Annotated in this window: 14 protein-coding genes, 1 riboswitch and 1 other annotated feature; of the genes, 5 read left to right on the top strand and 9 right to left on the bottom strand. The window is 43.3% G+C overall.

Going from position 1 to position 15,968, the window contains the following annotated elements:
- Positions 1 to 71: 71 nt before the first annotated feature.
- Both FGL90_RS04115 and FGL90_RS04120 read right to left on the bottom strand, forming a co-directional pair.
- On the bottom strand, positions 72 to 1,442 hold the full coding sequence (locus FGL90_RS04115; RefSeq protein ID WP_147656999.1) for an Nramp family divalent metal transporter: 1,371 nt from the start codon (positions 1,440 to 1,442) through the stop codon (positions 72 to 74).
- A 734-nt stretch (positions 1,443 to 2,176) separates the two neighbouring features.
- Positions 2,177 to 3,784, bottom strand: a complete 1,608-nt coding sequence (locus FGL90_RS04120) for a peptide ABC transporter substrate-binding protein (protein WP_010619132.1) — start codon at positions 3,782 to 3,784, stop codon at positions 2,177 to 2,179.
- A gap of 87 nt (positions 3,785 to 3,871) precedes the next feature.
- Positions 3,872 to 4,115, bottom strand: a binding site (T-box leader).
- A gap of 173 nt (positions 4,116 to 4,288) precedes the next feature.
- On the opposite strand from FGL90_RS04120, the gene FGL90_RS04125 reads away from it, so the two are divergent.
- Positions 4,289 to 5,125, top strand: coding sequence for an alpha/beta hydrolase (locus FGL90_RS04125; RefSeq protein WP_010619130.1), 837 nt, complete (start codon positions 4,289 to 4,291; stop codon positions 5,123 to 5,125).
- A 57-nt stretch (positions 5,126 to 5,182) separates the two neighbouring features.
- Here the strand turns inward: FGL90_RS04125 and FGL90_RS04130 are convergent, their stop codons facing one another.
- From FGL90_RS04130 to FGL90_RS04140, 3 genes are all read right to left on the bottom strand, one after another.
- Positions 5,183 to 5,773, bottom strand: a complete 591-nt coding sequence (locus FGL90_RS04130) for an LPXTG cell wall anchor domain-containing protein (protein WP_147657001.1) — start codon at positions 5,771 to 5,773, stop codon at positions 5,183 to 5,185.
- A 42-nt stretch (positions 5,774 to 5,815) separates the two neighbouring features.
- Positions 5,816 to 6,637, bottom strand: a complete 822-nt coding sequence (locus tag FGL90_RS04135; RefSeq protein ID WP_147657003.1) for a bacterial Ig-like domain-containing protein — start codon at positions 6,635 to 6,637, stop codon at positions 5,816 to 5,818.
- 144 nt (positions 6,638 to 6,781) lie between these two features.
- The gene (locus tag FGL90_RS04140; RefSeq protein ID WP_147657005.1) at positions 6,782 to 7,510 is read right to left on the bottom strand and encodes a KxYKxGKxW signal peptide domain-containing protein; all 729 of its coding nucleotides are present in this window, start codon (positions 7,508 to 7,510) and stop codon (positions 6,782 to 6,784) included.
- Between the two features lie 294 nt (positions 7,511 to 7,804).
- Between FGL90_RS04140 and FGL90_RS04145 the strand changes: the two genes are divergently transcribed.
- The 4 genes from FGL90_RS04145 (at position 7,805) to tenA (ending at position 12,200) form a co-directional block, all read left to right on the top strand.
- Positions 7,805 to 8,701 (top strand): DNA/RNA non-specific endonuclease, encoded by an 897-nt coding sequence (locus FGL90_RS04145; protein WP_147657007.1) that lies wholly within the window; start codon positions 7,805 to 7,807, stop codon positions 8,699 to 8,701.
- 124 nt (positions 8,702 to 8,825) lie between these two features.
- A complete protein-coding gene (locus FGL90_RS04150) occupies positions 8,826 to 10,043 on the top strand; it encodes an MFS transporter (RefSeq protein WP_147657009.1) in 1,218 nt (405 codons plus the stop codon).
- Positions 10,044 to 10,275: 232 nt separating this feature from the next.
- Positions 10,276 to 11,328, top strand: coding sequence for an acyltransferase family protein (locus FGL90_RS04155; RefSeq protein WP_010619125.1), 1,053 nt, complete (start codon positions 10,276 to 10,278; stop codon positions 11,326 to 11,328).
- Between the two features lie 58 nt (positions 11,329 to 11,386).
- Positions 11,387 to 11,475: riboswitch (TPP riboswitch) on the top strand.
- Between the two features lie 47 nt (positions 11,476 to 11,522).
- A complete protein-coding gene (tenA, locus tag FGL90_RS04160) occupies positions 11,523 to 12,200 on the top strand; it encodes a thiaminase II (protein ID WP_147657011.1) in 678 nt (225 codons plus the stop codon).
- Between the two features lie 55 nt (positions 12,201 to 12,255).
- Here tenA and FGL90_RS04165 read toward each other — a convergent pair whose 3' ends face one another.
- From FGL90_RS04165 to FGL90_RS04180, 4 genes are all read right to left on the bottom strand, one after another.
- Positions 12,256 to 13,422, bottom strand: a complete 1,167-nt coding sequence (locus FGL90_RS04165) for a MalY/PatB family protein (RefSeq protein ID WP_147657013.1) — start codon at positions 13,420 to 13,422, stop codon at positions 12,256 to 12,258.
- Complete coding sequence (locus tag FGL90_RS04170; RefSeq protein WP_147657014.1) at positions 13,423 to 14,289, bottom strand: DUF3737 family protein; 867 nt, start codon at positions 14,287 to 14,289, stop codon at positions 13,423 to 13,425.
- A 73-nt stretch (positions 14,290 to 14,362) separates the two neighbouring features.
- Entirely contained in the window at positions 14,363 to 14,857 is a 495-nt protein-coding gene (locus FGL90_RS04175; RefSeq protein ID WP_147657016.1) for a flavodoxin, read from the bottom strand.
- Positions 14,858 to 14,953: 96 nt separating this feature from the next.
- Positions 14,954 to 15,835 carry a LysR family transcriptional regulator gene (locus FGL90_RS04180; RefSeq protein ID WP_147657018.1) on the bottom strand — a complete coding sequence of 294 codons (882 nt, stop codon included), beginning with the start codon at positions 15,833 to 15,835 and terminating at the stop codon, positions 14,954 to 14,956.
- Positions 15,836 to 15,968 lie beyond the last annotated feature (133 nt).

A 15,968-nucleotide genomic window follows, 5' to 3' on the forward strand; every position in this document is an offset into this window, starting at 1 on the left:
CTATTTTTGCTTAAATTATAGCACGAAAAAAGGCTTGGCCACTTATGGCAAGCCTTCATTATTATTCTTAATTAGCTGAATACACCAACCGTTTGCAAGATTAGGTAAACATTTAAAACAATCAAAACGATAGTTGATGTCCAGGCGCTGTACTTAACCCAGGCGTGATTCTTGAACTCGCCCATGAGCTTCTTGCTACTGGTGAAGATAACCAGTGGCACCACTGCGAATGGTAGTGCAATACTCAAGAAGACCTGTGAGAATGTCAGTAAGTTTTCAATCTTTGCTTCGTCACCGTGGTAATAAATGGCAAATGCAAGCACTGGTGTTACTGAAATCAATCGAGTGAGTAATCGTTGTGCCCAAAGTGGCATCTTCAATCGAATGAAACCTTCCATAATAATTTGTCCTGAAAGGGTTCCAGTAATCGTTGAACTTTGACCTGATGATAACAGGGCAACGGCGAACAACATACTGAGCATTGGACTGGCAATGGCACCTACGATTTGGTGATTACTTAGAGCGTTGAATAAATCAACGAAACGACCAAGTGAACTGTCAGTACCGAAGAACAATGCAGCTCCCAAGATTAAGAGCAAACTGTTCACGATAAATGCGATGAACAATTGGATATTTGAGTCAATTGTTGAGAACTTAACGGCCTTTGCAACGCCTTCGCGGTCGCTACGGTCAATCTTCCGTGTTTGAGAAACGGATGATCCAAGGTATAAGTTATGAGGCATAACCGTTGCACCAATGATACCAAGTGAAAGGTACAACATTGAGTGGTTCGTAATAATCTTATCTGAAGGAATGTAACCGTTCATGATACCGCTGATACTTGGGTTAGAAAGTAAAACTTCGTAAGCGAACACAAGGAGGATAACCCCAACCAGCGTTGCCACGATTGCTTCAATTTTCCGGAAACCAAGCTTCATTAATAATAGCAAAATCAATACGTCAGCAGTTGTAATCACAATACCGACAATCAGTGGAATATTGAATAACAACTTGATAGCAATCGCTGAACCGATAATTTCAGCAACATCCGTCGCCATAATTGCTAATTCAGTGATAACCCATAGGAAAATTCCCATTCCCTTTGATGTATGTTCACGGGTTAGTTGAGCTAAATCTTTTCCCGTTACGATTCCAAGCTTTGAAGACATTGCTTGTAGCAACATCGCAATCAAACTGGAAATCAAGATGACGGCTAATAAACTGTACTTGTACTGAGCGCCACCAGCAATTGATGTAATCCAGTTACCTGGGTCCATGTACCCCACGGCAATCAAAACACCTGGTCCTGTATATGCAGCTAACGTGCGCCAGAAACCGGCACCCTTTGGTACTTCAATACTTCCATTAACTTCATCCAGACTCTTGCTTCCTGCTGGATCAATATCTAAATTCGTTTCTTCATTAACACTTGTTACTTTCATTGTGTTCCCTCTTTTCTATTGGCTTAGAAATTCAGGTGATCTTCAAATTGATTAAATTGACAGATCTTGATTTATAGAAGTTTAAACGCAGCTAGTTTCTCTGAACTAAATATTTTTAAACAACCATCAATCGCCATCATTTTTTACAATCCAAAACCTCCTCAAAATTATAAGACGTTACTTTTTCGTGCTTACATACTATAGCACCTTTATTTGCTAAGTCAACAGTAATCTGGAATTTAATTGTGCCCGTTGAGTATAAAGTTTGGACAGTCTAACTTTATGATAAAAAAGCCAGTCCAACTTGAAGTGGTCTCCCAGATTGAGCAGATTAAATTCAATTTTCACCCTTTTCTCGATTTACAATGGCATAAATCCTACTTCAAATTCGATTTTTGTCGTTTTCTCAATTTACAACGGCGTACATCTCACTTCAAATTCAATTTTCGCCTTTTTCTCGATTTACAATGGCGTACATCTCACTTCAAATTCGATTTTTGCCGTTTTCTCGATTTACAATGGCGTACATCTCACTTCAAATTCGATTTTTGCCGTTTTCTCGATTTACAATCAATTATATCCCGATTCAAATTCAATTTTACATAAAAAAACCAGTCCACTTCTGGACCGGTTCTCCGCTTGGTTGATTCATTATGTGTTTTGTACGAGTTGTTGCTATGTTTGGAAGAAAATAGTAATCCTAAATTTTCCGTCATCACCTCCAGATATGTGGGTTATTTCCAATAGGCATACTTATATTGAACGGCATTTAACATCCCGTAATGAATGCCACCAATTTTCGTACTCAATAGGTTGGCAGTTGCTGGCTGATACAAAGGAATCGTTCCTTGAATTGCCATTAGTCGTTCGTCAGCCTGTTGAATGTAGTTGGCGCGTTCCTTATCCGTATACTTGCCAAGGTTGTTCGCCTTAGCCATTAAGGCTTCATACTTGTTGTCAGTCCATTGGGTAAAGTTGATGGTGTTCCCCTTTGTGGCTAAGTTCATCATGTCGGTTGGATCAGGATATTCGGTTGAATATCCGGTTAGATTCATTTCAAATTTACCGGAAAAATCGCGGGAAACGTGTTGGGCATGTGGAATTGACGTGATTGAAATTTTAATTCCAGGAAGGTACTTCTCAAGTTGCCCTTGAATGTATTGGCCCGCCTTCTTATCGGAATCGGTATCATCCGTTAGCAGCTCCATCGTGAGCGTTGATTTACCAGTTTCCTTCTTAAAGGTGTTCCAGTATTTCTTAGCTTTAGCGAGATCGTACGTTTGCAGCTTATGGTTGCCATAGTAATCCTTTCCGGTTCGGGGATCCTGGTACTGATCCTTAATAATTTCACTTTGAGCCGCAACCGATCCATCTTGAAGCACTTTATCGGTGATGGCGGAACGGTCAAGCGCATTACTAACGGCTCTCGCTAAATTAGGATTGTTTAGGGTTTTGTTTTTGGCGTTAAACATCAAGTAGTTCAAGCGGTTTTGCGGTGTGATGTGCAGGCTCTTCAACTTAGCGTCTTCTTTAACAAATTGGCCGGAAACCTGCGTCTCTTGAACCTCATCTGATTTGAATAAATTTTGCGCGGTGTTTGGATCAGAAACGACCCGCGCATCAATTTTACTAATCTTGGTATCCTTGGCATCCCAATATTGCTTATTTTTACTGTATGACCAGGAATCCTTGGAAACGTTCCAGTCAGCTAATTTGTAGGCGCCGTTAGAAACCGTTTTGTCACTGCTGGTCCCGTACTTGCTCCCATATTTAGCGATGGCATTGGTACTTAATGGATAAATTTCAGTTAAAAGGTAATCAAACCAGGAAGATCGCTGGCTCAGTTCAATTTGGAGTTTATATTTGGAAATGGCTTTAACGCCTAACTTACTAGTCGCCATTTTGCCGGAATAAACGCCCTCATAATTTTTGATTGATTTCAAACTATCTGTATTTTGAGATTTCGTTTTTGGATCAAGGTGGCGTCTAAGAGAAAGAACAAAATCTTGGGCAGTCACCGTGTCGCCGTTACTCCACTTTGCGTCTTTTCGTAAAGTAAACGTGTAAGTTTTGCCATTATTTGTGGGCTTAACAATTTTGGTTGCGACCCCAGGAATAATTTTACCGGTGGCACTCTTTGCGTAGAGGCCTTCATATAACTGGTTTTGAATGAGGTCTGAATTAGTGTCCAGCGTCTTGTCGGGGTCGGTGGTCATTGCTCGACCAGGAATCGTGATGTTCAGCGTCTTGTTGGTACTACTCGCTTGCGAATTGCCGCAAGCTGCTAATAAGAGACTACTCGCTGCTAAAATTAAAGTTCCAATCAATTTGTTATGTTTCATGTTAAATCCCTCCAAAAATAATTTTGGCAAATAATCGATTACTGCTAAAAAAATAAACAAAAAAAAGCCCTGCAAGACCTAAAGTCTTAACAGGGCATTCACACGCGGTACCACCTGATTTTGTTGTTGCCAAAATGGCGACAACCTTATTCGTACAGTAACCTAAATTACGATACGTCAACACGGTAATGGGTGTCCCCATCGCAAACTTTGATTACTCATCGCTCGCGCCACTCAAAGGCTACTTTCATTCATTAGGTTAGGCTTCCTTGCACCGAACGAAGCTCGCTTAACTAACTGCTTGAATTACTTTCCTTATCTGTGTGTTTAATTTCTCATTTATTTTTAATGTACTGAGTATGCCTTATTTTTAGGGGACTGTCAACCCTTAAAATTAAAATAAGATTAAAAAGTGAATCTTAACTTTTTTAGGCTTTTTAATTTGCCGCAAGATGCTTATTATGAATTTAAGGGAGTTCAGACCACCTACAGGAGGTGTATCCAATGACGTATATTCGCGCAAACTTATCCTTATTTATCGGAATCATTTTAGTCTCATTTCTCATCTTTTTTGGATTCGGCGTCTTTGTGTCCAATCATTCAACCAGTCGAGCAGCTTACCATCGACCAACCCTTTTACTAACTGGATACGGTGCGGTATCAGATACGTTTGACGCAATGATTTCCCGAGCCGAGGTTAAAAAGGACAGCCAGGCCACGGTCATTGCCACCATTCATCAGAATTCGGTTAGCTACCAAGGCAAGTGGCATCCCAGTGATAAGCACCCAATGATTAAGGTTGTTTTCGCTGACAACAAGATGTCCTGGATGGACAATGCCAAATGGCTGAATCGCCTACTTTCTAGTTTGAAACAAAAATATGGCATCAAAACCTTTAACGCCATTGCTCATTCTCGTGGCAGTCTCGACTTACTGGTCGCATATGGAGAAAAGCATCCTTTAAAATTAAAGCGCGCCGTTTTTGTCGGAGCTGCTGCAAACGGGCACCTTGGCCAAGATGATAAAATTGGGCGAAACTACTTTTTGAAGAATGGACAACCCAAATACAAGCATCAAGCTTACGCTGATATTACGAAACACAAACAGGATTTTCCAAAGGGAACCCATGTCTTAAACCTTTATGGTAACGTTGGTAATGGATCAGATACCCACGTCACTAATGTTTCAAGCCAATCGCTTTATCCAGGGTTGGGCAGTCGTTTTGCTTCATACCAGCAAAAAATGATTAAGGGAAAGTACGTTTCTCACCACTGGATTATTCGCAAAAATGGCCAAGTGCGCAAATTGGCGCTGAATTATATTTGGCGGTCAAATAACTAAATCTTTGAACACGACAACACAAAAAATCGGCATCCCAAGTGGAATGCCGATTTTTCATTATTTATCCGTTTTTCTTCTTCTGAATCCAAAAAGTCCCGCAAATGCCGCTAGCAGCGTGATGATTCCCGCCCAAATGCTCATCGAACTGGATTGTTCATTTGTTTGTGGAAGTTTGTCAGCACTTGTACTCGTCGTGGCGTTCGAACCCGTCCCATCAGTTGTCGTTGCACTAGTTGGCGTTGTAGTCGCATCGGATGCTAAATCGGTAACACCACTTTGACCACTGCTGGTAGTGCCGGTACTTCCCGACCCATTTTCTGCATTCTCAGCCGTTTCAACCGCAGCCCCGCTAGCTGTGTTGCTTACTGCTGACTCGGTGTTGGTTGTGCCAGTAGAATCAGTTGACGCAGCACTAGTCGTTGTTCCCGTATCACTACTTTCATCAGACCCAGTCGTTGAAGCTGCATCAGTTGAAGCACCACTGCTCGTTGTCCCAGTTGTGTCGGTGTCAGTGTCAGATCCCGTAGTCGTACCACTTCCTGTTCCAGTATCCGTATCTGTGCTGGTGCCAGTATCAGTGTCACTACCTGTGTCTGTATCCGTGTCTGTACCCGTGTCTGTACCCGTTCCAGTATCCGCTGCACTCACAACCACGTTAACGGTTTTGGAAATCGTTGTCCCGTTGACCGTTTAACTGTACGTTGCTGTGTAGGTTCCAGCTTTCGAAGTATCGACATCGTCCGTTTCAGTCACGTCTGCATACGTTAGCGTATCACCCGTTGATGGATCAACTAAACTGACAAAACTGTCAGTTTCTGGATCCCAAGTATCACCGACCGTCAAAGAAGCATCTTTGGCGTCAATGACTTGAACCAATTCGACATATTGACTTCCATTTGCCATTTCAACACCCGAAGCCGTTCCGACAACATTTCCATCTGTATCGTAGATAGTGAGACCCGAATTATTCATCGTGTAGCTATAGTAAGCGTATGGCTCACCCGTACTACTATCAAATTTGATCGTGTAGCCATCAGTATCAACAGCTGCTTGCGTTGAGCTGGTGTTAATGTAAAAGTTTGAACCACTATAGAGAACCGTTTGACCGGCCGCGACACTAGCACCGTCATCGAAATTATCAAATGTAATGTCACCATCCGCAACGTCCGGCATTAGACTCTGAATATCGCTGGACACCATCGTATAAGTCCCATCGCTATTTAAGATAGTCCCTATATATTGACCGCCAGGATCCGTTGTCGCTAATTTAGCAAATCGTGCCGTAGCAGATGTCTGTTGCGCCGAATAGCCATTTTCAACATCGTAGTTAATGTCGCCGTATGTCATTGTTGCCGTGCCATCATAGACATTAAGATCGTCCGCATTGGTCAGGGTTAGTGGCGTAGACAAGTTGACGATTTGACCAGCAGCCAAAGTTCCAGTAATCTCAACTGCGATTAATTGATCCCAGGTGAAATCAGGATAGGCGGCTTTCAGTTCTGTTAACGTCAAATATTCCCCACCCTTAATCGAGTAGAGAAGTTGCAGTGATGTGGAAGTATCGGCTTCATTGCTGTAAGTGAGTTCCAAACCGGTGGCTGAAATTCGCGAAGCATCGGCGACAACGGTTGCTGTCGTCCCAGTACTCGTAACGTTCTAACTAGGTAGCAGTTGGATGTCTTCAATGACCTTATCCGTATCACTTGTATTAGTGACGGAAGTATTTTCGTTCAAATCGGTTGCCGTATCGACATTGACAATGGCCGAAACACCCGAATTATTTGTCTGCGAGTCACCGGTTGAAACGGTATCACCGGTACTACTGTCCGTTGCCGTCACCGTGGTATCGTGCGTTACGTCATTTTGTGTTGAAGGCGTACTCGTTGACTCAGAAGGATCATTATAAATAGTGGTTGAATCGGCATCGGCAGTTGTGTCGGCGGTATCATCAGTTGTGCTAGTTGCACTTACATCACTAGACTCACTAGTCGTGTCAGCCGCCACGGTAGCAGCCGTTTTAGCCTGTTTGGTAGCGGTGCTAGTTGCGGCAGTTGATGACTCAGCTGAAGTCGTTGCAGCTGTCGTGTCGGCATCAGTCGCCGTCGTATCCGAACTAGTGCTAGAGGTACTTGATGCAGCAGTTGTAGCGGTTCCAGACGTCGTAGTCGCGGCATCACTACTGTCAGCCGCATCCTCACTCCCTGAACTACCGCTAGACGTGGTTGTTGCAGTGGCAGTCGTTGTTGCCGTATCACCAGTGGTATCGGCGCTGGCGGACGAATTTGAAATTGCCAATCCTGTTCCAAACGTGATGACGGTAATCGCAGCAAATACCCAATTTCTGCCGGACTTGTACATCTTGAAACGAACTTTTTGTTCACTCATACTAAAATCTCCCTACATTTGAAGTTTTGTATTTGTAACCGTTATTAACTTAACATCATCTTTACCCGCAGTTACGCAACTTTATTTAAACGTTTAAAAACGTTCCCTTTTTTATCATATTGTTTAAATGAAGGTTAATTGAAGATTAATTGAAGATTAAAATCATCGTGCGTCATCAATAGCTAGTTAGCATTGAATAATCAACCAAACTCTGGAATAATATACCTATGCCGTTGGGGAACGCTTCCATCTTTATCATTTAAGCGGCAAAAACACATTAAAGGAGTGGGGTCATTGAAACAACATCGTAAATTTTTAACCATTATTGTTGTCTTTTTTGCATTATTTTCCGTAGGGGCGACTACGGCAATCATCAACCCAGAAACTGCCCAAGCAGCCACGCACGTTTACGTGACTGAAACGGGTAAACATTACTTTTATCACAAAGGTAATAAAGGGCTTAACCGCGCAAAGAAAATCTACAAGGTTACTTTAAGTGCCGCCAAAAAGCGCGGCTTAACTTTGGCAAAGACGGACTACAAACCGGGCAAACGAAAGGTCGTTAAAAAGACCACCGTTAAGAAGGCCAAGGCCGCAACCAAAAAAGCCAAGAAATCAGCGGGAAAATACGTTACTTCTGGGAAATATAAAGTAAAAGTTCTCAACAGCAATAAACCTGGCTTCTCAAAAGCCACCCTTTCACTTAAAAAGGGGGCATGGCAAAAGTTCGGTAACTTGGATCGATTGAACCGGGCTACCACTGCTAACGCCATGCTAAATAAAAAGTTGATGCCTAAAGGTGAGCGAGAAGCCCTTTACGTGAACCCGACCGCTTGGCACAATAAAAAAATTAAAACTGGCTGGCTTTATAACCGGAGCCACTTAATTGGTTATCAATTAACGGGTCAAAATAACAACCTGAAGAATCTCATTACTGGTACTCGCGAGCTCAATGATCCCGGCATGGTAAAGTATGAAAATAAAGTTGCTAGTTATCTAAAATCTAGCAAGAAACACTATATTCGCTATCAAGTTAAACCAGTTTTCAAGGGAAACAATCTCCTCGCAAGCGGCGTTCAAATGAAGGCTCAATCCATTCATTCAAACGCGGTTCGCTTCTCAGTTTACTTACCTAATACGCAACCTGGCATGAAGCTTAACTATGCCACTGGATACAGTAAGGTTAGCTAATTAATTTTCCGTACAACAATAACTACGAAAATAAATCATCATTCCATTTTTTACTTTGGAATGATGATTTTTTTGTGAAGAACTACTATGATAAACGTTATAAATCAATTTAGGAGATCATCACATGAACGCATCGAAACCAGTACAATGGAAACGAAACTTATGGGCCCTTTGGCTTGGCAACTTTGTCACGGGTGCCGGGTCCAGCATGAGTTTGCCATTCTTACCCCTATTCATTTCTGAAATGGGAAATTACTCCAAAGCCGAATTAAGCATTTTAAGTGGGGTCGCATTTGCCGTCACCTTTCTCAGTCAAGCAATCGTTTCACCATTATGGGGGAAATTAGCCGATCGGACAGGTCGTAAGCCAATGCTGATGCGAGCCGCCGTCGGAATGACGATCACGGCCACCCTTACTGGTCTGTCACCAAACGTTTGGATTCTGATTGCCTTGCGACTTATTCAGGGTGCCTTTTCTGGTTATATTAACAACGCCTACGCCCTGATGGCCAGTGAAGTTCCAATGAACCAAAGTGGCCGCGTGATGGGCACCCTCACAACCGGTAACGTCGGTGGGCAATTAATTGGGCCCATTATCGGTGGATTCTTAGCTGGTATTTTGGGCTACCGAATTCCGTTCTATTGCTTTGGTGGCTTGATGTTGATTGCATCACTATCCACCCTCTTCTTTGTGAAAGAAAATTTTCATCCCACAACCAGTCAGGACAAATCCGAGAGCCCGTTTGTCCATATCAAAAACCCTTCAATCGTTTGGGCGATGATTATTTCGTCCATGCTGATTCAAGCGGCAACGACCTCCATTAACCCAATCTTGAGTCTCTTCATCAAAGAACTCATGCATGGTTCGGGTAACGTGGCGTTTGTGAGTGGGGTAATTGCGGCGCTTCCCGGTATCGCGACTATTTTTGCAGCACCACAATTGGGGGCGCTTGGTGATAAAATTGGCCCGCAAAAGGTCCTCATTGTTGGGCTCATTTTCTGCGGGGTCGTCTTCTTCCCAATGTTCTTCGTGACAACCGTCATTCAACTAGGGATTCTCCGCTTCTTGGTCGGAATTTCTGACGCCGCCCTGCTACCCGTCACGCAAACGGTGATGACCCTAAACACCCCCAGCGAAGTTGTGAGTCGAATTTTTAGTTATAATCAATCCTTCCAGGCAATTGGATCAGTGATTGGCCCATTGTTAGCCTCGGCTGTTGCGAGTGCCTTAGATTACCGTTATGTCTTTCTGATGACCGTTCTTCTGGTTCTCATTAATTTGGTTGTCGTAACGCGAGCATATCGCAAGGATCGTAGAACTACTCAATCAATGGCAAAGTAAAAGAACTAATCAAAAACGATTAGCTCTTTTTTTGACTTATCTATGAAATTGATATTATGAAAACAATTAAATACTAGCTCCTGTCCTAATTTTTGTTTGAACCCAAAAAATAATTTATTTGCTAGTGAATCCTGTAACCAACTTGTAACCATTAAACAGCTGAAATGACACTTTAAAACACTTAGTATTATAATGGTTATTATTCGATAGAAAATATAGGGGTGACAAAATTATGAAGCGCCAACGAATCCAGTGGATTGACGTTGCAAAAGCCTTTGGGATTATCGCCGTCGTTTTAGGACATAATTTACCGTATCATGGGGCTTTTTTCCATTTTATATACTGGTGGCACATGCCACTGTTCTTCATTGTTGGGGGCTTTTTCCTCAAACCAATCTCAAATGATTTACATAAGATTATTCCAACGTGGTGGGCATTCTTTAAAAAGCGCATTTGGCCGTTACTGATTGGCTACTTTGTCCTAGGTGCCTTCTTCATCCTGGCGTATCACTTTATCTATGACAAACAATGGTGGTATACCCGGGGCTATTTCCTTCGATTACTTTGGGGTGGCCGAACGCTGAACCTTTACGTCACAAATTCGTGGTTTATCGAAGTTTTCATTCTATCGTTAATCGTCACAACGTTCGTGATTACCTACGTTAAATCAGTTCGCCTTCAATACATTCTTGCTTTTCTAAGCCTGATTGTTGGCATGTCCTACACGCACATCACAATTTGGAAACATTTTAACTTTTACGCAACGCCGTGGGACTTCGATATCACATTTCTCGCCTTCTTCTTTATGTTCATGGGGCGCGAATTTTTCAGACACGCACGCCAACTGATTGAAAAATGGTATGTGGTTCTGGGCAGTATGGCCATCGGTGCGTTCTTGCTGTACATGGAGCATTTGGATAAATTCCACTTTGCCTTCTTCATGAAGTCACACAGTATCAACGCCCGCCCTGCCAACGCGACAACCTGGGTTGCCATCGTTCCATTTTTAATGGTCGCAGGCGTCTTCGGAGTTTCGTACTACGTTTCCAAATGGATTCCATTTACCGGTGGCTTGCTGGCCATCATTGGTGAGCATTCATTGGTCATCATGTACTGGCACCGATTCATTTTTGACATCATGGATCGAATCGGCTGGACCTCATGGCAATGGCAAGTTGTTGCGGGGGTTCTGTTACCGGTCATCGTGATGGTCCTGTATCAGGCAATTAAGCAAAAGATTCAAGGCAATAAGAGCTCGCGAAATTTTAGTTCTAGCAAAGATTAGAATGAGCAGTATTTGTCAGCCTTTTAAGCTATAATAATCGTGTAACCATAAAACTAAATTTATCGGACTGGGGTGCCATTTGGCTGAGATTAGACCCATTGAACCTGTGCAGTTAATACTGACGAAGGAAGTCGAAAAGTAAGCGACCCCTGCGTTTTGTAGGTGGTCGCTTTTCAGTCTGGAAGGGAATTACGATGAAATTTACTGATGATTTATACACGACAGCTAAACCACTTTGGCAAAAGAGCATGCGCCATCCATTTATTCAGGAACTAGCGGCTGGAACGCTTCCACTGGCAACGTTTCGCTACTATCTCAAACAGGATCAACACTATTTAATGGAATTTGGTAAATTGCACGAAATTATCGCCGCAAAAGTGACTAATCCTCAAGATAAGGCCATTTTGTTAGCAGGCGCTGGCGCTGAAGACAACGAAGAAACGCTCATCCGTAACGATATGCTTAACCAGTTAACGATTTCTCAAGCTGAAATTGCCGCAACCCCTTTGTCTCCAGCAACTTATAAATATGTGACTCACATGTACTACGAACTGAACGCCGGGTCTCCGGCGCGGGCAATTGCTGCACTCCTCCCCTGTTACTGGCTGTATAGCAACATTGGAAAGCAGTTGAGCCAGGCAACATCCCCCGTTCCCATTTATCAGCAATTCATTGATGGCTACGCAGCTGATGCGTTCACAACCGCAACGACGGATATGATTGACCTCGTTGACCGCGAAAGTACGGCAGTTGATGCCGCAGAACAAGTCGACATGAAGGATGCCTTCATGAAAAGTAGTGAATATGAGCTCGAATTCTGGGAAATGGCTTATACCAAAGAAAAATGGCCGTACGAAAGTTTAAGTATTTAAATAAACACACAAAAATGGTTTAACCCAACGGAAATAGTCCGGGTTAAACCATTTTTTAACCTTTAAATGCTGTTATTCCCTGTTTCAACCGTGCCAAAGCATCTTGCAACTGTGCCGTTGGACACGCAATGTTCATCCGAATAAAGTCGTGGCCATCACCACGATAGTCGTTTCCGGTCGACAAAATTAATCCGGTTTCTTGACGCAAAAAGTCGGTCAGTTTCTGCGCATCATCGGTTAAGTCACGAACATCGAACCAAAGTAGATAGGTGGCGTTCTCCGACACTAATCGAATTTGTGGCAACTGGTCGCGAACAAATTTGGCAACCTCGTCCCGGTTCTCAGTCAGCTTCGCCTTTAGTTCATGCAACCAGTCAGCTCCCTGCGTATACGCAGCGATTGTTCCCGGTAATGCGGCAAAATTTGGCTCACCTAGCTCCTCGTTATTGAGGCCGCGAGAGACTGAAGCGCGCAAATGAGGCTCGGGCACAATAACGGTTGCAGCGTGCATCGCCGCAACGTTGAACGTCTTGCTGGGTGACACACAAGTGATGGTGTTGTTCCGCAAATTTTCAGGTAGTGAGAAAACGGGCGTATAGTGAGGCTCTCCAAAGACGAGATCCCCATGAATTTCATCGCTTAATAAGGTGACGTGGTTCTTTTGACATAGCGTTGCAATTTTAGTGAGCTCATCCCGTGACCACACCTTGCCCACCGGATTGTGTGGGTTACAAAGAATCATCAACGTTGTCAGTGGTTCTGCTAATTTAGCTGCCAGGTCCTCGAAATCGATATGATAGCGGTGATTCGTTTCATCATAAACTAAGTCGTTTGATAGCACGTGTCGCCCATTATTTTCGATTGAATTGTAAAAAATATTATAAACCGGTTCCTGTACCAAAACGGTGTCGCCAACGTTGCTACTACTGCGAACAATGGACGAAATAGCTGGTACAACGCCAGTACAGAATATCTGCCACTCGTTTTCCAAATGAGCGTGATGCTCCGTTTGGTACCAATTTGCGACAGCATCAAAGTAGTCGTCCCCCGGCTCTTCATAACCAAAAACGCCAAAGTCGACCTTCTTGCGCAGCGCCTCAATAATTGCGGGTGCCGTTTGAAAGTCCATATCTGCAATCCACATTGGCAGTTCATTCGGTTTGATGTCCCATTTGACGGAATTTGTGTTGCGGCGGTTCAATTTTTGCTCAAAATTAGCCATTTAGCCCGCCCGTCTTTCTGTCTGAGCGTCATTGGTGATGATGGTCGTCTTTGATGGATCCACTTTGTCGACTTCCATAATTAATTCGCCAATTGACTCAGCTTTAATGATGCCGCTGATTGGATTTTTAACGCTAGTAATATTGGAATGGATGTCCGCATCAATATCACTGCAGTATTCGAATGCCAAATCGGTCTCGAGTAACGTGCAGTTTTTCATGACAAGGTGGTCGATGTAGCAAAGGCCCTGATCACTCTCAATGGTACAGTTAATGAGCGTTAGACTTTTGGTGTTCCAGCCCAAGTACTCACCGTTAATGGTGGAATCGTAAATGGTCACGTTCTCACAGTTCCAAAAAGCATCCTTGGTCACAAACGTTGAGTTATGAATCTCAACGTTTTTAGCGCCATCAAACCCGTAGTTTCCAATTAAGCTGAGGTGGTCCGCGTAAATATTTTCGCTGTTCATGCCAAAGTAGTCACCGCGGACCTGCACATTTTCAATATGAATATTCGAACAGTTCCACAATGTCTCATCTGCATCTGAAAAATAATCGTTAATCAGGGTAATTCCCTTGCCCCGCCTAAATTCTTTGGGCGCCTGGATGGAACTATTTGTCACTTTGATATCGTTGGTATACCAGATTCCGGATCGAGACATTTCTTCCAAAATGATGTGATCTGCTTCGATGTGATTGCTGTACCAAAGCGGGTACTTCCATTTAAAAATGGTGTTCTTCAAGTTAATGTTGCGACTTTCCTTCAATGGCGATTCACCATCGCTAAATGTGACTTGGTTGAGGGTGGCGTCCTGCTCCGCAAAGAGTGATCGTTCACCAGTGAATAATTGATTTTGATAAGTTGTCAATATAAGTCCTCCTTATGCCTAAAAAGAAACTTTCCGTAAGTTCTACTTTAGCACTAATCGTTGTATTAATAAGTTAATTTAGCCAATTTGAAACAGCCTGACTTGCACATCCTACCCGTGACCCGCGCATCGGTAATCCTTTCGCAATCGTTGCATCGGGGACGAGCTCATGAATGACTTCGAGGCAATTGCCAAACCCGCTCCCCTCATGTGTACAAAATGGGTGGATAACTTTGCCAGAAAGCGTCGCCTGCTGTAAAAACGTAGCTACTGCTCCCGGTAGTGTGCCCCACCAAACGGGAAAGCCAATGTAAATGTCCCGTTCTGCCTTTAAATCGACTGCAATTGGTTGGATTGCGACTAGTTTGTCAGCATCAAGTTTGCTCCGTTGGAGAGTCTGATCATAACTGTCGGGATAGGGAATGGCCGCCAAAATGGGGAACGTTGGCATCCCTAACTGCTTACCAATTAGTTGCGCTAATTTGGCCGTATTTCCAATGTCTAATTTTTTAATTTCTCCGTTAATCAGCGTTTCACCACCATGGGAAAAGTAAATCACGACTGCCATTTCAAACCCTCCTTTCAACTAAAAAAGCCGTCACTATTGATTATCAATAGCGTACAGCTCGTTCTCTTCATCGTCTAATACTTAATGAAAGTTAATCTATGCTTGAAAAGCATTTTTAAAACGCTTGATTAGCTCGGAGGCCACCGGTGACATGACCCGATTTTTCCGCCAAGCAAGTACACAGTTAGTGGAAATGGCCGGGTCTAGTGGCAGAAAGGTTGTCTCTACATTCCGATTAGTGACCGCCCCTTCGATTCCAACGGCAGCGGCAACTTGTTTTTCGACCAACGGTAAAATATTAAATGCCAAATTGAAATTGCCAACCACGTTTAATTCGCTGGGGTCAATTTTTGCCCAATTTGAAATCAATTTAGTAATTTCCGGTCGTTTGGAAATCATGAGTGGCATCCCCTTGATATCAGCAGGTGTAATCCCTGTTTTGGTTGCCAAAAATGAGTTGTTCGCTACTAATAATCCCCATTTTTCTTGGCGTGGTAATGTCAAAGTGGCGTATTTTTCCGTATCAATTGGTTCCAATAGGATTGCCATATCGACCAGCCCTTTGTCCAAACGGTCGATAATATCATCACTGGTGCCTGTTGTAATATCAAATTTCACTTCGGGATAATCACGCACAAATTCTTCCACCATCATTGCCATGGTGTCCGAATTATCAGCTTCCACACAGCCAATTTTGAAGGTGCCACTGAATAGTTGATGGCGCCTGTCAACGAAGGCTTGCTCAGTCGATTGAGACAGTTCCAAAATTTCTTCAGCCCGACTCTTTAAAAATAGCCCCGCTTCGGTTAGTCGAAATCGTCCCTTTTCGCGGTCGAATAGTGGCGTGCCCAGCTCATCTTCGAGTTCACGCAACTGCCGACTCAAGGTTGGTTGGGTAATATGGAGCTGTTCCGCAGCACCGGAAACTGTGCCGACATCTGCCACCATCCAAAAGTACTGTAAAAGTCGTAGTTCCATGTGCTGGTTTCCCTCCATTTCGAATTCTAATAGATTTATTATACCATTGAAAAACGAGGGTGAGACGAAAGGCGGTTTGCTTTTGAGCATAGCCTAGATTAACGAATAATCCTGCACTTGGGATTGTTTGTTG

Origin of the sequence: Secundilactobacillus malefermentans, from assembly GCF_008033155.1 — a bacterium.
Taxonomy (GTDB): Bacteria; Bacillota; Bacilli; order Lactobacillales; family Lactobacillaceae; genus Secundilactobacillus; species Secundilactobacillus malefermentans.

Coding starts and splice junctions, on each gene's coding strand:
- FGL90_RS04115 (WP_147656999.1), bottom strand. CDS start 1,442: ATGAAAGTAACAAGTGTTAATGAAGAAACGAATTTAGATATTGATCCA.
- FGL90_RS04120 (WP_010619132.1), bottom strand. CDS start 3,784: ATGAAACATAACAAATTGATTGGAACTTTAATTTTAGCAGCGAGTAGT.
- FGL90_RS04125 (WP_010619130.1), top strand. CDS start 4,289: ATGACGTATATTCGCGCAAACTTATCCTTATTTATCGGAATCATTTTA.
- FGL90_RS04140 (WP_147657005.1), bottom strand. CDS start 7,510: ATGAGTGAACAAAAAGTTCGTTTCAAGATGTACAAGTCCGGCAGAAAT.
- FGL90_RS04150 (WP_147657009.1), top strand. CDS start 8,826: ATGAACGCATCGAAACCAGTACAATGGAAACGAAACTTATGGGCCCTT.
- FGL90_RS04155 (WP_010619125.1), top strand. CDS start 10,276: ATGAAGCGCCAACGAATCCAGTGGATTGACGTTGCAAAAGCCTTTGGG.
- tenA (WP_147657011.1), top strand. CDS start 11,523: ATGAAATTTACTGATGATTTATACACGACAGCTAAACCACTTTGGCAA.
- FGL90_RS04165 (WP_147657013.1), bottom strand. CDS start 13,422: ATGGCTAATTTTGAGCAAAAATTGAACCGCCGCAACACAAATTCCGTC.
- FGL90_RS04175 (WP_147657016.1), bottom strand. CDS start 14,857: ATGGCAGTCGTGATTTACTTTTCCCATGGTGGTGAAACGCTGATTAAC.
- FGL90_RS04180 (WP_147657018.1), bottom strand. CDS start 15,835: ATGGAACTACGACTTTTACAGTACTTTTGGATGGTGGCAGATGTCGGC.